The organism is Enterobacter sp. DC1 (assembly GCF_000568075.1).
Lineage (GTDB): Bacteria > Pseudomonadota > Gammaproteobacteria > Enterobacterales > Enterobacteriaceae > Enterobacter > Enterobacter asburiae.
On the sequence record NZ_AZUA01000006.1, the window covers coordinates 180,700 to 203,783 of the forward strand.

Consider the following 23,084-nt stretch of genomic DNA (forward strand, 5'->3'; position numbering starts at 1 on the left):
CCAGCCGCAGAATTATTGGTAAATCCTCAAATCAGTTCTATAGTCGACACTGCTTATTCGTTACCAGGAATCACTATGCGCTTTAATGGACTGACCAAAGGTTTCTTCATTTTTATTCTCGCCCTCGTCACCTGGGCCTTCTTCGATGTGCTGTCGCCCTACTTCTCCGCGATTTTGTGGGCCGCCATCCTGACCATCATCTTTAACCCGGTGAAAAACAAACTGCGCGCCGCGCTGGGGGATCGCAACGGGCTTGCCTCGCTGTTGACCATTGGCATTATCTGCCTGATCGTCTTTATCCCGCTGATGGTGATCCTCTCCTCGCTCGCCATTGAGCTGAACATGGTGTACACGAAGCTCCAGGAGAACAATACCCAGTTTCCGGAAGTGGTGGCGAGCATCTTCAACCATCTGCCTGACTGGGCCAGCGGCTTCCTGGCGGATCACAACCTGACCAACGCAGCGCAGATCCAGAAAAAACTCTCCGACGTCGCCCTGCAGGGCGGACAGTATCTCGCCGGCAGCGCGTTTCTGATTGGCAAGGGCACGTTTGGCTTTGCGATTAGCTTCGGCATCATGCTTTATCTGCTGTTCTTCCTGCTGAAAGACGGCCCGTATCTGGTGCGCCAGATCCTCGACTCCCTGCCGCTGTCTGATTTCGCCAAGCAGCACCTGTTCGCCAAATTCGTCGGCGTGTCGCGTGCCACAGTAAAAGGTACGGCGGCGGTGGCGGTGGTTCAGGGCATACTCGGCGGGATTGCGTTTGCGATTGCGGGTATTGACGGCAGCGTGCTCTGGGGCGCGCTGATGGCCTTCCTCTCGCTGGTGCCCGCCATCGGCTCGGCGATTGTCTGGGTGCCCGCCGCCATCTTCCTGTTCGCTACCCATCAGCTGTGGCAAGGGCTGTTTATTGTCGGCTTCTTCGTGATTATCGTCGGGCTGGTGGACAACATTTTGCGTCCGCTGCTGGTCGGGAAAGACACCAAAATGCCGGACTACCTGATTCTGATCTCCACCCTCGGCGGCATGGAGCTGTACGGCATTAACGGCTTTGTGATTGGGCCGCTCATTGCCGCGCTGTTTATCGCCTGCTGGAACCTCTTCTCAGGGCGCGATCACGAAGGTAACGCCGAAGAGCTGGACCCCGACTTCATCGAAGAAGGAAAAAATCCTCCAGAATTGTGAGGATGTGACGATAAAGACCACACCAGGCGGCGCTGTGCCGCCTTTTTTTTCGCCTTAAATCAAACGTTTTCTATAATTTGAAAGAACGCCATCCTACTCATGTCGTAAAAGGATCATCAGGTGCGAATCGCGACGATAACAAACTGGGCCTATGGTGCCACGGTCTGCCTGACCATCGCCTCCGGCATCATCATGCTGATGGCGTCCAGTGCTGATACTGCTGAACGTCAGGCCGTTGAGCAACGCCAGCGTTTTGATGCGCTTACGGAAGATATCGAAACCGATGCCTGGGCGCAGTCGGATTTAGCACGCCTTTACGTCATCAAAAAAGATCCGCAAACGTTAAAGGAATATAGCCAGTCAGAAAACAACCTGAAGAGCGTTGAACTCCGGCTTGAAAAACTGCGGGACAACGGCGCGTCGGATGATGAGCTGTCCCTGCTGCGCGAAGGCATAAAAATAATCGATGAACTGCAGGACGAGCAGCAGACCGCCCTCTCCAGCCTTGAACGAGGAGAAGACGCACAGGCCGTTGCCCTGCTCTACGGTGCGCCCTATGAGCAGGAGCTGGAGCGCGCGCAGAACCAGATCGATCACTTCCGCCAGATACTCGACAAGCGCGTCATCGCCTCCGTTCAGGACGCGACAAAAAAATCGAAAGCGCTGCGTACGGCCTCTGAGCTGATGGTCGGCCTGACCGCCCTGCTGTTCCTGTTTGTTCTCGGCTTTATATTGAAGCGCCGCGTGCTGCGTCCCGTGGTGCGCCTGAGCGACGTGGTGCACCGCCTGGCATCCCAGGATTACGCGGTTGAAACGCCCAATTTCAACCAGATTGATGAGATTGGCGACATGGCCCAGGCGATCCGCATTTTCCGCGAAAACGGCCTTGCGCGACAGCGTCTGGAAAGAGAGCGCGATGCCGACTGGGCCATCCGCGAGCTGCTGGCGCGCATGACCCAGCGGCTGCAGGGGTGTGAGAACTTTAACGATGTGATTAACGTGGCGGAGCTGTTTGCGCCTAATATCGCGCCGGGGATCGCGGGCCGACTTTACGTCCTTGACCGCGAGCCGTGGCAGATGCGCTGCGTCGCGCAATGGCTTTCACCGGTTGGTGAAGAGACGAGCTTCCACCCTGACGAGTGCTGGGCCGTGCGCCGCGGGCAGAGCCACCCGCCGGTAAACGGTGAGCCGGATATCGCCTGCTACCACCTTCCGGCCACCCAGGCGGAAAGTTCCCTGTGCGTGCCGCTTATCGCCCAGGGCGAGGCCATTGGCCTGCTCTCCTTCCAGAACATCACGGCGGACAACGCCCCTTCCCGCGCGTATCTGGAACTGATGGCCGAAGCGCTCGGTCTGGCGCTGGCAAACCAACGCCTGCGCGACGCGTTGCTGGAGAAAGCCTTGTTCGACCCGCTCACCGGCCTGCGTAATCGTCATCATCTGGAAGATACCCTGCAAACCCAAACGGCACAGGCGATGCGCACCGGCGAGCCGTTAAGCTGCATGATGATCGACATCGATCACTTCAAGAGCATCAATGACCGCTTCGGCCATGAAGCGGGCGACCAGGTGATTAAAAGCGTGGCGTCAATTGTTCAGCGGGCCGCCCATGACAACGGACTGGCATTCCGCTACGGTGGCGAGGAGTTTCTGGTGCTGCTTCCCGGTGCCGATGAACCAGAGGCGCACGCCTGCGCGCAGAAGATTTACAATAGCGTGCATGAGCTGTCGCTTCGTTACGGGCTGACCGAGATTGGACCGGTAGACGTGTCGATTGGGATTGCCAACTACCCGCAACATGCCCAGACTGACAACCTGCTGCGCGCCGCGGATGTGGCTCTGTACCGGGCGAAAGAGCTGGGCCGTGCGCGGATTGTGAGTTTTGGGATGCTGGAGGCGGGTTAGCGGAGTATCGGTTTACTCGCGCGTCACTTCAGTAATCAACATCGACAATCCATTCATGTAGTGACTTTTTTTAGCCTGCTCGCGGTATTTGGTTGGGGAGAGTCCATATTGATTCGAGAACGCTCTGCTGAACGTTGACGGCTCCTCGTATCCTAACATCGTGAATATATCTGAAACAGAGAGCTGCGTATGTCTGAGCATATGCGCGGCTTTTTCAAGTTTCCGGCTTCGAATATAGAGACCTATACTTATGCCACACTCCTGGCGAAAGTTTCGCTGAATGTAAGCCAATGAATAACCGGATTTCCGCGCCACATCTAAAACGGTAATGGGCCGGTATAAATTCGAGTCAATCCAGTGAGTAAGAGACTTAATTACAGCTTCACGATCTTTTAAGAGAGTAAACTTTATACACATAAGTATCCACGAAATTTTATTTACAAGAAGGCCGCTGGCAAAGTCATCCAATGACAATTGAAAATAAATATTCCCAAAAGAAAAATCACCCTAATAATAGGGTGAAAGAACACTTACTGTATTTTAGAGAGATGTCTTTGCTACATCCTCAATTTTTTCAGGACCATACAGTTTCATAAACGCATTAACGGAGGCCTGCGCTTTCATGACGATTTCACTTTCTTCAGGCTGATCCTTTCTTGCTTTTAAAAGCAAAGGCTCCAGTATGTCGGCCTGGAGAAGAGAACGAAAATACTCAGCCGCCAGCACAGGATCATCTTTTCTTAAGATGTTTTGATTCATTAAATCGGTAAAAAGCGCCGAAACGTTTGAACGCAGTTTTTGCATTCGCGCATAATATAATTCTCCGATACCCGATCTTCCGGCCTCGGAAATCATTAATCTTTGCAAATCCACAATATCCGGAGAGCAAATATAACGTAAAAAGGCAACGGCAAATTGCTCGATAACCAGCTGTGGTGATTTTCTGAAAAGGCGCACCTGCCCCGCAGTTTCAATAGTCATGCTTTTTATATACTGTTCAGTTTCTGAAGACATGCATTCTACAAATAGCTCTTCTTTCGAAGAAAAGTGACTGTAAATTGTCGATTTTGAGCCACCAACAATCGCGTTAATTTCTGAGATAGACGTGGCATCAAATCCCTTTTGTCGAAACAGCCCGGATGCGACCTCCAGGATCTGTTGCCGTTTAAGCGCTCTTTTATCCATATGTTTCCTCGTTAGTTTAGGTGTCTGGCCGGGGCCAACACTTTTTGTTCTCTGATTTCGGAATCACGTCAGATAGTAGGGTTCGTAATCGTACTGACGAGTACATTTTCATTTGACGGCGCTCAGAAGTCAAGATATAAAGTGTACCGTACCGTACGGTACTGTATTTGGACTACTCAATGAACAGCATGACGAGCGTACTGATGAAAGGTTTTCAGGAGACACTCCCGGGGTGTCGTATTTCCGGTTTAACCCGGTCCAGCATAGTGATGGGCTGTGTTGTCATTTCCGCCATCAGTATGAGCGGATGCGCCATAATCCCCGATCTTGGCACCCCACCGTCTATGAAGACGGTCTCACAACTTAAAAGCGATCAAAGCTTCCCTCATCAGAACGGCCAGTGGCCGAAAGATTACTGGTGGAAGAAATACGGTGACGAGCAGCTCAACGGGCTGATTGATGACGCGCTTAAAAATTCCCCTACCCTTAACATCGCCGAAGCTCGCGTGAAGCAGGCGCAGGCGATGACGCAAAGCGCGAGCGGTTCGCTTTTCCCTGAGGTCACCGCAAACGCCAGCTTTATGCGGGACAAAATGAGTTACAACTATGTGACGCCTGAAAGCGCAACGCCTCAAAACTGGAACAGCTATGGGCGCACCACGCTTGATATGAGCTGGGAAAATGATTTTTGGGGTAAAAACCGCGCCGCGCTCGCGGCTGCAACGTCAGGTGAAATGGCGGCTGTAGCGGAAGAAGCACAAACAAGACTGGTGCTCTCTTCTTCTATTGTGACCGTTTACGCGGAGCTGGCGCATTTATACACCGTTCGCGAAACGCTTAACGACACCCTCACTATACGAACCAGTACGCTCGCGTTGTTCCAGCAACGACATGACGCGGGGCTTGAAGATTTATCCAGCCTTCAACAGGTTGAGACGCGTCAACTCAACGCAAAAGCAAACCTGGTGGCAATAGATGAAGCTATTGCGATCAAAAAACATGAGCTCGCTGCACTGATCGGCGATGGGCCTGACAGATCGCTGGCAATCACCGCGCCTAAGGCAACGCTTTTAGCGCATGAGGAACTTCCTCCGAATATTGCGCTGGATCTGATTGGTCGACGTCCTGATATTGTCGCGGCACGTTTACGCGCCGAGGCGGCAGCAGAGCAAATCAAACAGAAAAAAGCTGGTTTTTACCCAAGCGTTAATCTGGTTGCCTTTGCCGGCTTCCAGTCACTGGGTATTAACAACCTTACCCGGAGTGGCTCAGCAATTGGCAGCTTTGGCCCGGCCATATCATTGCCAATATTTAATACGCAGAAGCTCCAGGGTGATTTGAAATACGCCAGCGGTGAATATGACATTGCGGTGCAGGTTTATAACGACACGTTAACGAATGCACTTCGGGAAGTGAGCGATGCGCTCACCAGCAGAGCATCTCTGAAAGACGAGATGCTTTATTCTCAGGGCGCAGTCACGTCGGCAGAAAAGGCGTATTCCCTCACCAAACAAAGGTATGAAGGAAAGGTTGCTGACTATCTCGACGTCTTGTCCTCGGAAGATGAGCTGGTCGCTGCCCGCAGAAAATTAGCCGATGTAAATTCCCGTGCCTTTACGATTGACGTCGCATTAGCGCGCGCATTGGGCGGCGGATATACCTCGAGCAAACAGTGATTTTTTAACACCAGGTTAATAACTAAATAGTGGAAAGAAAGGAAATAAAATGAGTCATTCTGCAGCTATTGAAAATCAAAATATTGAATCATCCGATATCAAAAAGAAAAAAAGAAAACGTTTATTCTCTTACCTTGCATTAAGCATCGCGCTGGCTGGCGCTGGCTCGTTCGCCTATTGGGAATTAGTGGGTTCCCGATATGTTGAAACCGATAACGCCTATACCGACGTTGAGTCCGCTCAGCTCTCTTCCGCGATCACCGGCACGGTCAGTGCCATCCTGGTCACGGATTCTCAGGTGGTAAAAAAAGGCGATGTTCTGATCCAGCTGGATCCTACTGACGCAGAGTTAGCCCTTAATCAGGCGGAAGCAAACCTGAACCTGTCCATTCGGCGGGTAAATGGATATAAGGCCACCGACACAAAACTCGGCGCAGAAGTTGTAGCGAATGAGAAAGAGCAAAAACGCCTGCTGGCCCAGGTTGATGCCGCAAACGCTGACTTCCAGCGCGCGACGGTTGACCTCAAGCGACGCGAAGCCTTAATGCAGACGGGCGCGATTTCAGGCGACGAACTGACGCGAATTCAAAACGTTTACGCTTCCGCACTGGCAAACCTGAATGCCGCTAAAGCCGCCGTGGCGCAAGCAGATGCGGCAAGACAGGCTGCCGTGGGCGCAAGACAGGCGAATGCCGTGATGATTGAGGATGCAAATACCGAGACCAACCCGGAAGTTGCTCTCGCCAGAGCCAAGCGCGATCAGGCCAGACTGGATCTGGAAAGAACCGTGATCCGTTCGCCTGTCGATGGCGTGGTTGCTCGTCGCCAGGTCGAGCTTGGACAACGCGTCCAGCCTTCCACACCGTTATTGTCCGTGGTGCCGGTGCAGCAAATTCACGTCAATGCCAACTTCAAGGAAGTTCAGCTCCAGCATGTGAAAGTGGGACAGAAGGTAGAACTGGTAAGCGATCTGTATGGCGATAGCGTACCTTTCCATGGAACCGTAGAAGGCTTTGATGGCGGCACCGGCGCAGCGTTTTCAATTATTCCTGCGCAGAACGCAACGGGTAACTGGATTAAGGTTGTTCAGCGTTTGCCCGTGCGCATCAAACTCAATGCTGATGAGCTTGCGACACATCCGCTGCGGGTTGGTCTGTCCATGAAAGCGACAGTTAACTTAAAAAGTGAATAACGGAAACCAGGCCATGTCTACATTAGTTATCGATAATGAGCCGCCTTCGCTGAAAGGCGGTATGTTATGGATTGGTGCCCTGGTACTTGCAATGGCTAACTTTTTAGCTGTGCTCAACATGACCATTGCAAACGTCACTCAACCCAACATGGCTGGCGCCCTGGGCGCAGGAACCAGCCAGGGAACCTGGATCATCACGGCCTATGCCGTGGCTGAAGCCATTACGGTGCCGCTATCAGGATGGTTAACCACACGGTTCGGCGGCGTGCGCGTTTTCTGCGTTTCCGTGTTCATGTTTGGCGTTTTCTCGTTGCTTTGTGGTCTTTCCACCTCGCTGGGAATGCTGCTGCTGATGAGGGTTTTTCAGGGCATGGCGGGAGGCCCCCTGATGGCCTTATCACAAACGCTACTGCTGCGTATTTTCCCGAAAGAAAAATCCATGCAGGCGACGGGATTATGGGCGATGACAACATTGCTCGCGCCCGTAATAGGTCCTGTGCTGGGTGGCTGGATTTGCGATCATTACAGCTGGTCGTGGGTGTTTATCATCAACGTTCCGATGGCCATTGCTTTCGCATTGGTCGCGTGGTCAGTACTAAAAATCTTCGAAGATACGCTGGTTAATAACTCTATTGATATCGTTGGGTTTATTTTATTGGTGATCTGGGTTGGTGCCCTGCAGATCATGCTCGATGAAGGGAAAGACCTTGACTGGTTTGCCTCAGAAGAAATTTGGGTTCTGGCGATTATTGCCTGTATCGGCTTTTTAAGTTTCTGCATCTGGGAGCTGACCGCTGAGCATCCGATCGTCGATATCAGAGTGTTCCGCCATCGCGGTTTTTCGGCCAGCATGTTTGTGCTTGCACTCGCGTTTGGATGTTTTTTTGGTCTGAATGTCCTCACGCCGCTGTGGCTACAATATAACTTAGGGTATACAACAACATGGGCAGGGATTGTGGTGGCCTGGGGCGGACTTCTGCAGGTGGTATTTTCTCCGGTTGCCGCTAACCTCTCCAACAAAATCGATCCGCGCATTCTTATCTTCTTTGGCTGCGCCTGGCTGGGTCTCGACACCTTCTGGCGATCCTATGCGACGACCGATATGGACTACTGGTCCATCTGCGTACCTTTGTTATTCATGGGCGTTGGGATGCCGCTGTACTACGTCCCGATTACCGGGCTTGCAATGGGCTCTGTAGATGAAACGGAAATGGCTTCAGCCGCGGGGCTAATGAACTTTGTTCGAACGTTATCGGGTGCGTTTGCCACCTCGCTCGTGACGACGTCATGGCAGGACCAGCGCTATATAGCACATGACAAACTGGCGTCCGTCGTCGACCCTACTGGCGATCTTTCGCATTACATCAGTTCGGCTCCTCAGCAAGGTGGGCAATTTGTGCGCGAGCTTTTTGACAAAATGGTAAACAGCCAGAGCATGATGCTTTCGACCAATAATCTGATGATGTCGATCGGCGTGATATTTTTTATCGCTTCATTTGCGATTGCATTAGCACCGAAACCTTCGCGAGTAGTAGATGCCGCTTCTGTAGGACACTGATATTTATTCAGCACAAGGACGTGAGTATCAAAAAAACAGAGAAAATCTGATGGACAGTAAATCATATACGCCGGGCAGTCGGGATATTCTGTACAAAAAAATATTCCTTTCAATTTCCGAAATGAAATACCTTGAAAGGGAAATAAAAAAGTTCAACTGGCTAGAACGTACTTTTTTAAGGAAAAAAGAGTTCTATAAAATGCAATATCACAAAAGCAATTGTGACAGCAATTTCTTTAGGTTTATCAACAGCGGACAGGACAACCAGAATACGTTAATTCATATCCTTGAACAATTACCTGAGAATCATCCTGACAGAACATGGCTGACGGGCTTTCTGCTTTGAAACCATCAGGCAAGTAACGTTATAGGCCGCAAGCCGTTTCCCGGCTGATTAATATTCCGGATGTGACATATATAAAAACGCTAAATTCAGGTTAACATCATGAAAATGAGTGACTTTCAATGTCTAATTGAAAAGAATAGCGATTATAAGGATGTTTGTCTCACCATTCTTCTAATACTACAGGTTTTAACCATTTTTATCATTTCACCCGTTACGGAGAGCGAACATAAAAACTATCACTGGCTAAACAATGCGTTGTTCTCAGCAATGGCCTTGATTTCGGTATTCATTGTTTCGAAGGATATAAAAAGGTATCTGGCTATCCTGAGTTTTACTTTTTGTCTGGTCGGGTTGGCCTTCGGGTCAACAACGACCACGCACAAAACCACAGGGGTACTGGTTCTCCTGTCAGGGATTTTTTTCTGTCTTAATGTTAGCTGGATTGTAGCCAAACAGGTTTTCGATGAGGGTGTTGTGACGCTTCATCGCATTCGCGGCGCCATGGTGATCTATCTGAATATCTCACTTTTGTTTGCGCTGCTGGACTGTTTACTGGTGGGATTCATTCCAGATGCATGTACAGGAATATCGGACGATAACTCAATTGAAACGATGCTTTACTTCAGCCTGACCACGCTAACCACCCTTGGCTATGGAGATATTCTGGCAATACATCCTTTTGCACGTAATCTGGCGATGCTTGAAGCGGTGATGGGGCAATTCTATATGGGAACAATGATCGCTATTTTAGTCGGTTTACATATAGCACAGAGGACTCCTGCGTCAAAAAAGTGAATAAACGCTATTTTTAACATGCCGGATATATATCATTTTGCTGGCAGAAAAAAGTGGACGCTTCCCAGTGGAAGAAGCGTCCAAAAATCAGGCAATTATTCAGACACAGATTGAAACCGTAAACTGACGATCTCATCGATAATATCTCACAACCCCTTCTCTTCATTATTTACATTTTCTGCCATGGCATAAGAAAAAGCTCATTCTGCAGGCGTTAGCGTTTTTAGCAGGCGTGTTGCCTGCGCAAACCGGCAGGATAGTATTCATCCCGTCGGGAGCAGCGGAACGTGCGGATTTTCACTTGAGGTGGACGAATTGTGCACAGCGCTGGCCGCGCCACTTCCAGGAGGGCGATACCCATGCTGAGCAGTTGCACACTCGCCGTTTCATCACGGGTAAAATCAGTGGGGTAAGAGGATTACAATCAATTAAAGCGATCATTTTTTAAACACAAGAGAGCTTATGCAAGCAACTTTAGCTTTTATCAAAAAGTTAAGCGTCGTCAGACTGTCTTACACCCTCTCAACATAAATCACTAAGTGATTGATTTTATTGAAATTAAATCAGTAAAAATTCTAAAAACCATTACTCCTCAACAAAATATATAAACTCGTGTGATATCTAAATTATAATTCTTATACTTGTGTTCAAAAGGTGGAGGTCAAAATGCGATTAACCCTACTGCTGTTATGCTGTCTCGTACAAAGTGTAACCTGGGCTGGCGAACTGCCAAAACCAGTTGGTAAACCCATTTTAACGATTTACGGTAATATAGAAAATACCAATGAAAATGGAAAAGCAGTGTTTGATCTCGCCAGCCTTGAAAAACTCGGAGTAGTGAGTTTCGAGACGACATCTCCCTGGTATAATGGTCGTACGAAGTTTGAGGGTGTTCCAATGAACAAACTCATGGAGTATGTGGGTGCGAAGGGAACTAACGTTAATGTTATTGCGCTCAATGATTACTCTACCGTGATCCCTCTCAGCGACTTTAAAAAATACAACGCCATACTTGCCTTAAAGATCAATGGCGAATATATGCGCATTCGCGATAAAGGTCCATCTTTCATTGTATACCCCTATGACAGTCTTCCTGAGTTGAATAATCAAATTTATTACTCGCGTTCAGCATGGCAGGTTAGCAAAATGAAGATTGAGTAGTCGTTCAGGAGAACATAATGAACAGGATACTGGTTGGTATCATTTTTTCTCTTTTTATCACGACAGGATATATTGCATTCCTTGTTTACGATCGACAGCAGGAATTGCAAAAACTGACTCAATACACTGAGTCCTGGTCCGTGGCACAACTGGTATCAGAGTATTACCGTTTTGAATCATGGCTTGGTCTATACGCAACCGATACCGATGACGTTACGATAGACCAGGTCCGCATGCGTCTCGAAATTATGCTCAGCCAGAGCGATTTAATGAAGGGTGGAGATTTAGGTCGCTATATTGACAGCGATAAAGCGCATCAGGAGCTTGCTTTGCGCTTAGAGAAAATACTGACCTATCTGGATAGCCATCTTGAAAAAATGAGCCACCCAGAATTACAGGCATACCTGACAAATATGCATGATCTCGATGCACCTCTTAGCCAGCTTTCAGCCACGGCACTGACGAAAGATATTAACACGGTTAATGAATCCAACCATAAAATACAGATCCTTTACTATATTTACTCCGCGCTTTCATTACTGCTGGTGATATTAAGCTTTATTCTTGGTTTCTTAATGATCTACCAGAATAAAAACATTCTCAAAGCGCACATGCAGGTTAAAAGCCTTGCTGACGAACTTCAGATATCAAAAGAAAAGCTGCAAATTCAGAACGCTAAGCTGGAGTATGATGTTTATCATGACTCCCTCACCGGCATGAAAAACCGCCTTTTCTTCTGGGACGATCTCAACAAAATTAATCTTCAGGCCGATAAAAACCACATCCCCGTCACGGTGATGTTATTTGATTTAGACCGCTTCAAAGAGGTCAACGATACCTATGGCCATGATGCCGGAGATTTGCTGTTGAATCAGGTATCCAGACGCCTCACCTCAATGAGCAGCGCCACTGATACGTTTTACCGCTTGGGCGGAGACGAGTTCGCCCTGCTGTCCAGTGGCCTCACCGAAACAGCAGCCGTTTCGCGCGCCAAAGAAATCAGCGAATATATCAGCCAGCCCTATACGATTAATAACCAGCTGATAAAAATCGCCACCTGTGTGGGTATCGTTTTATCTGATAATGAACGGCGTTCTGACTACCTTTATAAATTTGCCGATCTGGCGCTCTACGAAGCCAAAAAAGAGGGTTCACAGCAGATAAAAGTTTTCCGTCAATGGATGCTGCAAAAGTTACAGGAAAGCCGAACCCTTGAACATGATATGGCACTGGCGATCGATAACCATGAATTCGTTGTTTATTACCAGCCTATTGTCGATTCATTCAGCAATGAAATTTACGGCTATGAAGCGCTTATTCGCTGGATACACCCGGTGAAGGGGATTCTGTCACCTGATTACTTTATTTCTGTCGCTGAAAAAACGGGGATGATCAACCAGATCGGCAAAAATGTGCTTGAGCTTGCCTGCCGGGAAGCGGTTTCCTGGGCGGTTCCGGCAAGGATCTCTGTGAACGTCTCACCCGTTCAGCTGGGCACGAAATCGTTTACGACGATGGTACAGTCCATCCTGAAGGAGACAGGGCTTCCGGCAAACCGTCTTGAATTAGAGGTTACGGAGTCATCGCTCTTCAGCGACAGCAACACGCCGATCACTATTCTCAAAAAGCTGAGAGCGCTGGGTGTAAGAATTTCAATCGATGATTTCGGAACGGGTTATTCGTCGCTCTCCAGACTGAGTGAACTGAATTTTGATAAAATTAAAATCGACAAATCCTTTGTGAACCCGATATCCACGCAGGATGATGCCCTTAATATCGTTAAATTGATTACCGGCATGGCGAAGAGCCTCAATATGAGGGTCATTGCGGAAGGTGTGGAAACCGAAGCGCAGCTTGAACGTCTTCAGGCGCTTGGCTGCGATCTCGTGCAGGGATATCTGTTCGGAAAACCACAGGCTGAGATTGACAGGAAGATTAGATACGGTTGAAATGGTTGCGCGGCTTTTCTGGCCCAAATCCCTTTAGGCGATTGATAATCAAAGGTTAAACAATGAAAAAAACAGCCCCGGACTACACGCCTGTTGATTTATCTCGTTGGCCAAGGAAAGAGCATTTTGAGGTATTCCAGTCATTCGCTGAGTGTACAATTAACCAAACGGTTCTGATCGACATCACCGCGCTGCGAAAACATATCAAAGAGGTCGGCTGGAAGTTTTACCCGACGATTATTTTCCTCCTCTCTAAAATCATGAACCGGCATCCGGAATTCCGTATGGCCATGAAGGACAATGAGCTTGTCATATGGAATGAAATTCATCCCAGCTATACCATTTTCCACCCTGAAACAGAGACCTTTTCATCATTGTGGAGCCACTTCGACGGCAATATTCAGCACTTCCAGAATACGTATGCGGGAGACGTTGCCCGCTATGGCAATAACCTTTCTTACTGGCCGAAGGAAGAGTCCCGGGAAAATGTCTTTTTCGTATCGTCTATTCCCTGGGTAACGTTTACGAACTTTACGATGAACATTGCGCACATGAAGAACTTCTTTTCCCCTATGTTCACGTTTGGAAAATACTACGAGCAGGATGGGAAAGTGTTGTTGCCGCTAGCGGTGCAGGTACATCACTCGGTGTGCGATGGTTTCCATGTGGCAAGGATGTTTAATGAGCTGCAGGAGATGTGTGATGGTTTGTCGCGGCAGCCAGAGGAACATATGGCTAATGAACCTAACGTCGCTGGTTGAAGATTTAAAAATGCCAGGATTGAGCATCCCGGCTGCACTGACAAAACGAGTGCAGAACATTTTTCCTGATGCCCAAAGGACAGTGAACCAATGCAATTCCGGCTTTAAGATACAAAGATGATAATACCCGAAGTGACGAGGTAAGCTTTTTGGACAAACTGGGATCGTCGAGGTAGTGAGCAAAATTGGTGCTGAAGCGCAGCGAATCATAATCACCGAGCTTAAAAAAAGCTGTGCCACTAACTGCCGCAGAGCGGGTTTCCTTCGATACAGTCCGCTCAATACTTACGCTCAAAATGACACATTCATTGCTGTTGATGAGGTAAGACAGATTGCAGCCAGTTTCAATTGGCATCCCCTAACTGTCGCTGCACATCGCACAAGTAAAACGCCAGGAATTCGACACGAAATTGCTGGCGATGTGATCACGCTACTGGCACAGGATGAATATCTTTCTGTGGTTCAATAAGCCATAGCTAGATAATTTCATTCAGATTGATTATGCATTCAATTGTATTCGTTTATTGATAAGTAAAGTCGACTTGTACTAATGCGTTAAAACTCCCTCCCGTTGCCTGACCATCAGGGCTATACATTCTTGCCTCAAGTGGGAATGTTACATTACGGGTTTCATCCACCGTTTCAGTTATCTTATCACCATTACCATAGCTTGTTTTATGCCCACTGTCGCTAATCTGTAAAACAACTCCTTTTGCAGTGCCGCTATTGGCAAAGTAACTATCATCAGCGGCTGGAGTGCCAGTAAACGCAACTGTCACGCTAGTCCAATTAGTGGGGCATTTACTTAAGGAAAGCTGGAATGATGTCCAGCTACTCCCGTTGCCCGCTGTCAGATTATGAACATAATCCTTTTTCAAGTCCACGGTCTGGTTGACGGTATTTGTATCAACAACACAAGGAGGTGTTATTATTTTCCCGGTAATGTTGATATTAACCGAAGTTCCCGCCGCATTGGCTTCAAATATTCTTAAAAAGAACACAACAAAAATTAATAGTTGCCTCATGCATTGCTCTCTTTTAATAATAAGTAATATTGAGGGTGGCGGTAGCATTCGCTTCACCAGCCGAGACTATGTTTTTTGTCTGATAGTATCTTGCTCCAAAATTAACACTAGACATATCACCAGAACCAGTTGCAATAGCGGTGGGTTCGTTCAATTTCATTGGTTGTTCATTTAATAAAATCTGAACACCTAATCCTGTAGCAACACCGTCACCTCCAGCACCTGTTAATGCAAGGACGGAATTATCTGATACGTCAGCACTTTGAGTGCCGGAAAGATTCATTGTTAAATTCCTGTCCGGCGTACATTGCATATCAAGTGAAAGTTTTTGTGGCGAACTTGTACTTCCTACCCCTGTAAAAATATCAGCTGATAGTGTTCCAAACGGAATAGTTATGTTTTTGCTACCAACGTTACACGTAGTGTCGCTTATCGAACCGCCACTCACTGAAATATCTAACCCAGTATCAGAATAAGTTCCATCGGTCTTGATAAATCTATACGTGACTGCCAGACCTGTCCTAAACTGCCCCCCTACAATAGGCCCTGTCTTGATTAATTCAAACGTTAGCCCACCATTATTTGTATACACGACATATGGATATACATTAGAAAACCCATAAACTGCCGCTGGATTTTTTGCAATATATCCTGGAGTTAACGCATCGTAAACCCTTATACCAACGCCACTAATATTGGTATCGTATACATTATTTCCATAAGAGCTTAGCTTGCTCGAATAGACTAAAAGATCTTGAAAGGTAATTGTACCACTGCATCCTGTTGTGAATCCTCCGGCTGGATTAGATATTCCTTTGAAAATTACATCCCCAATTTTCGCACCGGGCTGAACAGTAACATCACCAAAATTAATCGATTCACTTTGCTGTGTAAAAGAAGTACATCCATCTGCATAACAATATGTCGAAACAAACACATTAATTGATGCAAAAAAAATAATTGTGAAGGCACGCCTCATAAGCAATGAATATGTCGCATTTAATTTCATTAGTAATAACCAATATTGTCGGGTTGTTAATTACAAGTTAAATTTAATCGTGGAAGAGTTATACTGACATCTTCTTTTTTAATTGCATAACTTGTCTTACATATATTACCTTCATTACCGCCATCATTTGCCACAAGAACGCCTTCCTCAGGAAGCCCGGTAATATATACCTCACCCTGCTCTCCGACTATAAAACCTTCTCCAGAATCGTCATTGTCAATTTTCACCGTAGCACCGAATGGAACATATGTACCGTTAGGTAATTTTAAAGTGACAAGAGCCCTGACACCAATACGAGCAACATACTCTGCACGCACGACGGCACCACGAGTAGGGATTATGGTTTTATTAGTCTGCTTTAAATCAACATTATCTCCGAGAGATTCTGTGTCTAATTGAACACTGTTTTTGCGGTATGCGGTTTCATAAGGTACTACCGTATAGCCACGGAAATCAGTTCTTACACCCGTTTGTCCACTGACCTTTACACCCGCCGCACCAGGTGCTTTCACCAAAGCGATAGTCTCACCCAGCGGCTGGCTTAGTGTTAATCCATCGTTATGCAGGACAACACCACCAGATACACCATAATTCAGACGGGTACTATCATGGTCATAACTATAGCCCCCATTCACTTCTCCATAAGTAGCGCGATAATCAGCGTTCAAACTACCGGTAGAACTGACTTCATTAGTGGCATAGCCGTTTTGTACGTTCCAGCTCAGATTATTATCTTCCAGCATGGTACCGCTCAAACCCACAGTATGACTGGTGCCAGTTCCTTTTGTACCAGTCATGCCATAGCTGGCATTGATGGTGTGGTTGGGCATGAAATTGCTGAACGGGACATTAATGTTCAGAGATAAGATTTGGTTTTTATCATAAATCGTAGTCCCGTCATTGCTACCATCAATAGTCCCATTACGACTGTATGTATAGTTAATACTATAGTTAATATCTTTCCATGAATTGTTATATCCTGCACTATAGGATTCGTTACTTCTTGCGGCATCCCAGTAATCTTCGTGAACGGCCGAAAGCGCCATATTACCCATATTTTCGCCTAGTGTCTGGGTAATAGTAATATCTTCTCTATTTCGGGCTCGGTTAACATTGTTGTTGTTATTGTCATTGCTCCAGGTATTCAGCGTTTCACCCAACGTATAATAACCACTTGTCGAGTAGCGGTAACCAGCTATAGCCAAATTAGTACCAGTCTGTGTAATGTCTTTGCTGTACCTCATACGAAAGGATGTACCCTGACTGGTATCACTGCCATTTATTTCTGAATCGGCCACTGTGGTATCAACTGACAATGCTCCCACATCGCCCATATTTTTACCCACGCCCAGTGCCATACTCCGATAATGCTCTGCAGCTTGTATACCACCATAAACAGTAATACCCTGCGCTAAACCGTAAATGCCCGTTGCTTGAAGGAAACGCGTTTTATCAACACTGTCACTATATGAGCGATATTGCCCAACAGTGCCGCTATATTTCAGATGTCCTTCACGTTGCAAAACTGGCAAAGAAGCAAACGGTACAATTAAATGTTGTTCAGAACCATCAGACTCCTTAATGGTAACATCGAGATCACCAGACCCGCCGGTTGGGTACATATCGGTAATCTCAAATGCGCCAGGAGTGACATAGCTACGATAAATTTCATAACCGTTCTGACGTATCACCACCTGAGCATTGGTACGTGCAATTCCCCGCACAATTGGGGCATAGCCACGTTGACTTTCAGGGTACATTTCGTCATCTGAAGCAAGTTGTGCCCCGCGAAACGGCACACTGTCAAATACATCTGACGGGGAACTACTATCACCGATCGTCATTTGGCCTTTTAGGCTTACAACATTCCGTTGAATGTAAGTATATATGCTATCGAAGTTACTTTTCCCTTCAGTATCACGGTTCCAGGTGGAGTAATTACGAAACCGCCATGGTCCGATATTCAGCCCCGGGCGTAAATTAGCGTACTGACTGTTGCTATCATGCCCAGATATATTTTTATAATTGGTTTGATCACCAGCAATGCTGTAATTCAACAGCATTGCATTAATTCCGTCGTCCCATAATACAGGGTCAACGTAACCACGCGCTTTCGGGGTCATCAACGCCTGGGGAATAGTTAACAGGAGTTTCTGACTATTAAATAAAAATTTAACATCAGCCTGCGGGATACTGTTAATGTCAAAACACTCAGCATTAGGATCTGTGACCGATGCAAAAAGTGAAGTTTTTACACCATATCCCTGTAGTTCCTTTACGCTCAGGCATGGCTGTAGAGTATTTTTACCATCCTTATTGTTTAGAAGAAAAAGCACTTCACGAGCATCTACTTTTTCATCATTTAATATTATGTCAACGCGGTATTTCCCAGGGGCCTGAGCTCCATGTTCGAAAACAGAGAGATCAATATGTTCCTGAGTTGTCCTTCCAACATTCAATAAATCCGGATTGAAATAAACCTCCCCGTTTTCAATTGATTTCGCACTATCAGTCGCCATTGCAATTGCTGGAGAAAGTAGTGAAAGAAGACAAACAGAAGACAGCTTTGGAACAAAATAAAATGGTTTTTTTATTCTCATAAATTAATCATTTCTAACCGATTTATAAATAAAACCGACATTTAATTAATGTTTGATTCGTGGACTGGGCCAATTGAACCGTAATCACTTATAATTTTCCATTTAACAACATTATCTTTATTTGGTAATGTAAATGTAATCGTGTCTCCCGGAGGAATATAAGTGACATTATCTAGTTTCTTACCACCAACACTGATTTCGTTAAAATTCATGTAATATGACGTTGGATTTTTAAGACGTAACTGATTGCCATCTTTAGTCCAGATCAATTTGTCAGTTTGGTCTTCTGGCACACTGTTTTTTAGTGCTGAAGGGCGATAAATTAATTTGATACGTGTACGCACTGCAATTTGAAGTGTATTTTCCATCTGTTTCCCTGATGGAATAGATTTCACATTCAACCAGTACAAAGACTCATGGTCTTCTGGCAGGTTACCGACTTTTACAACACGTAAAACATTTTGTTGTTCTCCATCCAGGCGAAAAAGTGGTGGAGTAATTATAAAAGGAATATTTGCTGTACTACTATTACTCTGCGACTCAACCCAAGACTGAATAAGGTATGGTGTTTCATCTGGGTTATTGACGTTAATAGAAGATTCCTTCTTCGCACCGTCATACACTAAGCGAGTGCCGCCGACAACAACACCTGCTTGAGCGCCAACCATAGTAAGTAACAATCCTGTTAGCAGACAAGTACGTAATACTTTCATATAAATAACTCTAAAAAATAATAGCAGGACTTTAAGCCCTGCTAGAAAAGGAAAATTACTGATAGTCAATAGTAAAACTAGCAGTAGCATTGGCCTTACCGGCCACTACAGTGGTACCTTTTTGAATATAACGAGCATAGAAATCAAGATCGTTTTCGTCATCTGCTACGAGTGTATAAGAAGTGGAATCGGTGAAAAGAGGCAAAACAGCATTTCCCGCATCCAGTAACTGAATACCCACACCAGTGGCAACACCCGTACCGCTGGTTAATGCAAGAATAGAATCATCGTTATCGTAAGGCGTACCGGCAAATTTTACCGCTGCTTTGGTAATAGTTGAAGGACAAGAAGACAGTTTTAAGGTAAATTTAGTTGCAGAAGCAGTGCTGCCGTCCCCGGTAAGTGCTGATTTTTGCACTTTTCCAAGGTCAACGGAAAGAGCACTGCTTGCACCCACATCTACCTTGCAGGCAGCATCCACAATTTCACCGGTGAAATTAACGGAACCATCAACTGCATAGGCAGAAATTATAGGTAGCATAAAAAAGACGGCTAAAGTAGTTTTCTTAAACATCATAACATCCAGTTAAACGTTAATGAGAGATGGACTGAAATATTGATCATAGGTACATGATGCTTATGCTCAATATAATGAAGATCATTCTTCATGATATAACCTCATTCCGGCTTAAATATTGACACATCATGAGGTAACATCTAGGAAAGATATTACAAATCGAGAAGATGACTTTCAAATAATCTCAGTTCCAAAATAGGACTCAATTTTCATAGATCTAATTGATTAATGTTAAATAACATGACATTTAATGATCTGCTCCCGGTTGATTAACACACCACGATATTAGTAATGTCTTTATCAGCAACGTGAGGGCAAGCCTATGAAGAAGCGTATTTTAGACAAACCGATCATCAGTATTCTCCGAGATGCCGAAGCCAGGATTTATGCCCACGAACTCTGCCGCAAGCATGCCATTTCAGACGCCACTTTCTATACCCGGTGCAGGAAGTTTGGTGGCATGGAAGTTCCTGAGGTGAAGCGGCTAAAGCCGCTTGAAGAGGAGAGCACCCGCCTCAAGAAGCTGCTTGTCGAAGCCATGTTGGATAAGGAGGCACTTCAGGTGGCTCAAGTTCGAAAGTACTGACGACAGACAAGAAGCGGGAAGCTGTGGTATTGATGTGTGATGCGACCGGTCTGTCGCAATATCGTGCATGCAGGCTTACAGGTCTGGCTACGATAAGAACCGATCAGGGACCTGAATCCTCCTCCAGAAGATTGCGGTGAATCAACAGATGAACGAGAAGAAAGAACTCGAATCGGACTTATATTTGTTCTCCAATTACTTGAGTGACTAGAAGCTTAACTTTGAGTAGGCAAGATTTACTATCGGCAACAATAACGATGTCGCTCCACTGCTTTCCATTCGACGCAGTACATTCAGCAAAGCAAGGGCTTGATTTCATTCACCGACTGCTGGTCTATATAGGGGAAAATATCTTTATTGGAGGCTTCGATATTGTCAGAGGCTTATCTTTTGAACGCCGGCTCACCTTCATTCCGTGTCATTCAAGTACCTCAGTCTGAAACGTGTTGTTGAGCTGCACATCGCGAACACGATTTTCTTATTTCCTGGCAAAAGATGGTTCGATACCCTCGGCCAGTTTTTTTCTTGGCTTCATCACGTAGCGCCCTCGCTTGTGCAAGGGAAACTGCTGGATAAACACCAAAAGCCATACGCTTCTCTTTTCCATTGAAACGATATTTTATCCTCCAGTATCTGGAACCCGAAGGGACAATCTTAAGAAATAAACCAGCACCATCCGCCAGCTGGCATGCTTTCTCTCTGGGTTTAGTAGTATCAACCTATCACGCATTAAGCCTCATTGGGTAATATCCCTGGCTCGAACATAGAATGCCTCCAACTAAAACTTGATTCCGGGTAAGTCCAGTTGATAACAGGGGTATAATACGGACTTTAAACCGCACTATATTAGCTTTTACTTGATTTCGGTAGGCTTGGGAAGAGTTTGAAATGGTGCGATAATAGGAACACATCATAACACATTATAGCCTTGATTTATAATGAGTTTGTTATCGTAACACCTTTTAACATACCCCCAAAAGTACCCCCAGACCACTTTGTATATCCCCCGCAGTATTCTAGTTAAGGGGATATACCCCTTAACTAGAATTACTCCAGCAATTTCATAACATATTATAATGTTTAATCTTCATCATCGAGATCTTCATCTTCAAACTCATGGTCATACGGGAAAAGTACAACCTCATCTTCTGGTATTACTGACTCACAGTTTTCAAGCTCATCTGAATCGATAAACTCTGTAGCTAAAACGACATTTCTAAAATTGTTGTCGGTAATCCATTCTGAATTCCATATTTGCTCATGAGGCTCATCATACTCACCAGATACGACAGAGCAAAGCTTCTCATCATAATCTATCGAGTTATCAATGTGATAAGAAATTCGCTGCAACCAGATATCTAAAATCCCGGTGCCCAAGACAGGCTCGAATTTACTTCTGATTTGTGATAACAGCTCAATTTTTTGATCATTTTCTTCCACAAATTTCAGTACATTACTAAGAACTAGTGCACATGATGGAAAAGTTCGTGGATTGTTAACCATTATGTCTGTAATTATACTTATTATCGGTAAAACATCTTCTTTTAATTCATTCATCCGTTCCAAACGTTTATTTATTTTAGAGAGATATTTAGGGAGTTGCCCAGAATTTTTATACTTCCGTGAAAAAATTAAAAGTTTTAACAGCGTTTTTTGAATAGTTGTGGCGTACACATTTTTTCCAAAAAGCATTAAAGCTTCTTGCTTGTCCGTTTTCATCGAATTGAGAATTATATCCTCGGAAAGCGATGTTTTAGAAGCGTTAAGTTGAAGACCCAATTTTTGTAGAATTACAGTTAGGTGTCTCGCTATTGCCTCAGCATCCTCTTTACTTTGTGTAAAAATTCTATAATCATCGCGATATCTAATAATATTATATTCCGTAATATCTTCTTCTTCTAACTTCTCTGTTAGAGATTCATCAGCGTAACCGAGGATTATTTCTGCAATAAAGTCCATCAGAACGGCACCTTGTGGGATGCCATTTGTCTGCCCCCAACGCATCTGTCTTAATGCGTGATCGATGCGATTTCCGAGATTCGCATCATCACCTCTAATACCTTTGGCCTCTTCTTTTGTATGTATTGCCCAAGGAATAGAATGCGTATAAATTGATGGATAAAAATTTGCTATGTCTGTAGTAAATAAATACTTGAAGTCTAAGGCCTTATTGATAGATGCTTGTTCTACATCTCGCCACCATCCTGACACTGTTTCAGCATTATCAGAAACATCTTCATTATCAGACTCTCTCGGTAAACTTGCACAGGTAATTTTATCATTGAGACTAAAAACAGAAAATCGCTCAAGTAATAACTCCCAAGCATCCTCCTCGGTTATTTTATTTACCAGATGAACATATATTGCTGGGTGAATTAAATCAAATGGCCTCCACGAATAATGACCATCCTTATTAGTTTGGAGAGTGTAATTAACATCCTCGTATTCACATGCTTTTTTATATCCAATATCCTTGATGCCATTTCGTTTTCTTTTAAGTGATTTATCTACTGCATCTAAAAGCGGGGAAAAGTCAAAGTAAACGGGCAGTGGAAAACTGCAATAGCTATTATGTTTTAAGAAAAAGTCCTTAGCTTCATCAGCTTCCATGTCAGTAATTAATTTCATAAAACGAGATCCTTTATCGTTGAAATTTCAAATAAAAAAACATTCATGCCACATTTCATTTATCAAATCAACAAAGAATTCACCTCCGATTTGTTAGGTTGTCTCTTGTTAAAGTGGAACTTAAGTTAAATTTGGACGGATCAGATAAAATTAACTGATCACATCAACTGTAACTTAGAGCGTTTAGAGCCAAAAATTCCCGCTGGTATAGCCAGCGGATGACAGGTTTTGAC

At 45.5% G+C, this 23,084-nt stretch carries 18 protein-coding genes and 2 pseudogenes; 11 read left to right on the forward strand and 9 right to left on the reverse strand.

Translation table 11 applies throughout. From position 1 onward, the window contains the following. The first annotated feature begins 75 nt into the window (after positions 1-75). Together P346_RS05130 and P346_RS05125 are read left to right on the forward strand one after the other, a co-directional pair. Positions 76-1,185 (forward strand): AI-2E family transporter, encoded by a 1,110-nt coding sequence (locus P346_RS05130; protein ID WP_032661632.1) that lies wholly within the window; start codon positions 76-78, stop codon positions 1,183-1,185. A gap of 120 nt (positions 1,186-1,305) precedes the next feature. Next, complete coding sequence (locus P346_RS05125) at positions 1,306-3,090, forward strand: sensor domain-containing diguanylate cyclase (RefSeq protein ID WP_032661634.1); 1,785 nt, start codon at positions 1,306-1,308, stop codon at positions 3,088-3,090. A gap of 12 nt (positions 3,091-3,102) precedes the next feature. Here the strand turns inward: P346_RS05125 and P346_RS05120 are convergent, their stop codons facing one another. Together P346_RS05120 and P346_RS05115 are read right to left on the reverse strand one after the other, a co-directional pair. Beyond that, positions 3,103-3,507, reverse strand: coding sequence for a helix-turn-helix domain-containing protein (locus P346_RS05120; protein WP_029739732.1), 405 nt, complete (start codon positions 3,505-3,507; stop codon positions 3,103-3,105). A 123-nt stretch (positions 3,508-3,630) separates the two neighbouring features. After that, the gene (locus P346_RS05115; protein WP_029739731.1) at positions 3,631-4,275 is read right to left on the reverse strand and encodes a TetR/AcrR family transcriptional regulator; all 645 of its coding nucleotides are present in this window, start codon (positions 4,273-4,275) and stop codon (positions 3,631-3,633) included. Positions 4,276-4,463: 188 nt separating this feature from the next. Between P346_RS05115 and P346_RS05110 the strand changes: the two genes are divergently transcribed. From P346_RS05110 to P346_RS23335, 8 genes are all read left to right on the forward strand, one after another. Further along, on the forward strand, positions 4,464-5,951 hold the full coding sequence (locus tag P346_RS05110; protein ID WP_193743816.1) for an efflux transporter outer membrane subunit: 1,488 nt from the start codon (positions 4,464-4,466) through the stop codon (positions 5,949-5,951). A gap of 49 nt (positions 5,952-6,000) precedes the next feature. Then, positions 6,001-7,143, forward strand: a complete 1,143-nt coding sequence (locus P346_RS05105; RefSeq protein ID WP_032661638.1) for an HlyD family secretion protein — start codon at positions 6,001-6,003, stop codon at positions 7,141-7,143. Positions 7,144-7,156: 13 nt separating this feature from the next. Beyond that, positions 7,157-8,701 carry a DHA2 family efflux MFS transporter permease subunit gene (locus P346_RS05100; RefSeq protein WP_032661641.1) on the forward strand — a complete coding sequence of 515 codons (1,545 nt, stop codon included), beginning with the start codon at positions 7,157-7,159 and terminating at the stop codon, positions 8,699-8,701. A 445-nt stretch (positions 8,702-9,146) separates the two neighbouring features. Next, complete coding sequence (locus tag P346_RS22190) at positions 9,147-9,842, forward strand: potassium channel family protein (protein ID WP_050597641.1); 696 nt, start codon at positions 9,147-9,149, stop codon at positions 9,840-9,842. Between the two features lie 666 nt (positions 9,843-10,508). Beyond that, on the forward strand, positions 10,509-11,003 hold the full coding sequence (locus tag P346_RS05090) for a molybdopterin-dependent oxidoreductase (protein WP_032661646.1): 495 nt from the start codon (positions 10,509-10,511) through the stop codon (positions 11,001-11,003). Between the two features lie 17 nt (positions 11,004-11,020). After that, on the forward strand, positions 11,021-12,952 hold the full coding sequence (locus tag P346_RS05085) for a putative bifunctional diguanylate cyclase/phosphodiesterase (RefSeq protein WP_032661649.1): 1,932 nt from the start codon (positions 11,021-11,023) through the stop codon (positions 12,950-12,952). A 62-nt stretch (positions 12,953-13,014) separates the two neighbouring features. Continuing rightward, positions 13,015-13,713: a type A chloramphenicol O-acetyltransferase gene (catA, locus tag P346_RS05080; protein WP_032661651.1), complete on the forward strand. Its 699-nt coding sequence runs from the start codon at positions 13,015-13,017 to the stop codon at positions 13,711-13,713. A 175-nt stretch (positions 13,714-13,888) separates the two neighbouring features. After that, positions 13,889-14,182 carry a hypothetical protein gene (locus tag P346_RS23335; RefSeq protein ID WP_152537871.1) on the forward strand — a complete coding sequence of 98 codons (294 nt, stop codon included), beginning with the start codon at positions 13,889-13,891 and terminating at the stop codon, positions 14,180-14,182. A 52-nt stretch (positions 14,183-14,234) separates the two neighbouring features. Here the strand turns inward: P346_RS23335 and P346_RS0121880 are convergent, their stop codons facing one another. From P346_RS0121880 to P346_RS05065, 5 genes are read right to left on the reverse strand one after another with little or no spacing between them, the layout of a single operon-like run. Beyond that, positions 14,235-14,738 (reverse strand): fimbrial protein, encoded by a 504-nt coding sequence (locus P346_RS0121880; protein WP_050597642.1) that lies wholly within the window; start codon positions 14,736-14,738, stop codon positions 14,235-14,237. Positions 14,739-14,751: 13 nt separating this feature from the next. Further along, entirely contained in the window at positions 14,752-15,747 is a 996-nt protein-coding gene (locus P346_RS22990; RefSeq protein ID WP_084492166.1) for a fimbrial protein, read from the reverse strand. Positions 15,748-15,773: 26 nt separating this feature from the next. Continuing rightward, positions 15,774-18,347 (reverse strand): fimbria/pilus outer membrane usher protein, encoded by a 2,574-nt coding sequence (locus P346_RS05075; RefSeq protein ID WP_084492167.1) that lies wholly within the window; start codon positions 18,345-18,347, stop codon positions 15,774-15,776. Between the two features lie 41 nt (positions 18,348-18,388). Continuing rightward, positions 18,389-19,060: a fimbrial biogenesis chaperone gene (locus tag P346_RS05070; RefSeq protein ID WP_032661758.1), complete on the reverse strand. Its 672-nt coding sequence runs from the start codon at positions 19,058-19,060 to the stop codon at positions 18,389-18,391. Positions 19,061-19,115: 55 nt separating this feature from the next. Then, complete coding sequence (locus tag P346_RS05065; protein WP_032661653.1) at positions 19,116-19,637, reverse strand: fimbrial protein; 522 nt, start codon at positions 19,635-19,637, stop codon at positions 19,116-19,118. A 322-nt stretch (positions 19,638-19,959) separates the two neighbouring features. On the opposite strand from P346_RS05065, the pseudogene P346_RS05060 reads away from it, so the two are divergent. Next, positions 19,960-20,312, forward strand: a pseudogene (locus P346_RS05060) (transposase); the annotation flags it as partial. A 169-nt stretch (positions 20,313-20,481) separates the two neighbouring features. Here the strand turns inward: P346_RS05060 and P346_RS23610 are convergent. Next, positions 20,482-20,906, reverse strand: a pseudogene (locus P346_RS23610) (tyrosine-type recombinase/integrase); the annotation flags it as partial. Positions 20,907-21,303: 397 nt separating this feature from the next. Continuing rightward, positions 21,304-22,851: an RNA-directed DNA polymerase gene (locus P346_RS05055; protein ID WP_032661658.1), complete on the reverse strand. Its 1,548-nt coding sequence runs from the start codon at positions 22,849-22,851 to the stop codon at positions 21,304-21,306. Positions 22,852-23,084: the final 233 nt, after the last annotated feature.

What these genes read in the sequence shown, in the direction of transcription:
- P346_RS05070 (WP_032661758.1), bottom strand. Translation starts at nt 19,060, where the DNA reads ATGAAAGTATTACGTACTTGTCTGCTAACAGGATTGTTACTTACTATG.
- P346_RS05130 (WP_032661632.1), top strand. Translation starts at nt 76, where the DNA reads ATGCGCTTTAATGGACTGACCAAAGGTTTCTTCATTTTTATTCTCGCC.
- P346_RS0121880 (WP_050597642.1), bottom strand. Translation starts at nt 14,738, where the DNA reads ATGAGGCAACTATTAATTTTTGTTGTGTTCTTTTTAAGAATATTTGAA.
- P346_RS05055 (WP_032661658.1), bottom strand. Translation starts at nt 22,851, where the DNA reads ATGAAATTAATTACTGACATGGAAGCTGATGAAGCTAAGGACTTTTTC.
- P346_RS05090 (WP_032661646.1), top strand. Translation starts at nt 10,509, where the DNA reads ATGCGATTAACCCTACTGCTGTTATGCTGTCTCGTACAAAGTGTAACC.
- P346_RS05115 (WP_029739731.1), bottom strand. Translation starts at nt 4,275, where the DNA reads ATGGATAAAAGAGCGCTTAAACGGCAACAGATCCTGGAGGTCGCATCC.
- P346_RS05065 (WP_032661653.1), bottom strand. Translation starts at nt 19,637, where the DNA reads ATGATGTTTAAGAAAACTACTTTAGCCGTCTTTTTTATGCTACCTATA.
- P346_RS05105 (WP_032661638.1), top strand. Translation starts at nt 6,001, where the DNA reads ATGAGTCATTCTGCAGCTATTGAAAATCAAAATATTGAATCATCCGAT.
- P346_RS05100 (WP_032661641.1), top strand. Translation starts at nt 7,157, where the DNA reads ATGTCTACATTAGTTATCGATAATGAGCCGCCTTCGCTGAAAGGCGGT.
- P346_RS05110 (WP_193743816.1), top strand. Translation starts at nt 4,464, where the DNA reads ATGACGAGCGTACTGATGAAAGGTTTTCAGGAGACACTCCCGGGGTGT.
- P346_RS05075 (WP_084492167.1), bottom strand. Translation starts at nt 18,347, where the DNA reads ATGAGAATAAAAAAACCATTTTATTTTGTTCCAAAGCTGTCTTCTGTT.
- P346_RS22190 (WP_050597641.1), top strand. Translation starts at nt 9,147, where the DNA reads ATGAAAATGAGTGACTTTCAATGTCTAATTGAAAAGAATAGCGATTAT.
- P346_RS05120 (WP_029739732.1), bottom strand. Translation starts at nt 3,507, where the DNA reads ATGTGTATAAAGTTTACTCTCTTAAAAGATCGTGAAGCTGTAATTAAG.
- catA (WP_032661651.1), top strand. Translation starts at nt 13,015, where the DNA reads ATGAAAAAAACAGCCCCGGACTACACGCCTGTTGATTTATCTCGTTGG.
- P346_RS05085 (WP_032661649.1), top strand. Translation starts at nt 11,021, where the DNA reads ATGAACAGGATACTGGTTGGTATCATTTTTTCTCTTTTTATCACGACA.
- P346_RS22990 (WP_084492166.1), bottom strand. Translation starts at nt 15,747, where the DNA reads ATGAAATTAAATGCGACATATTCATTGCTTATGAGGCGTGCCTTCACA.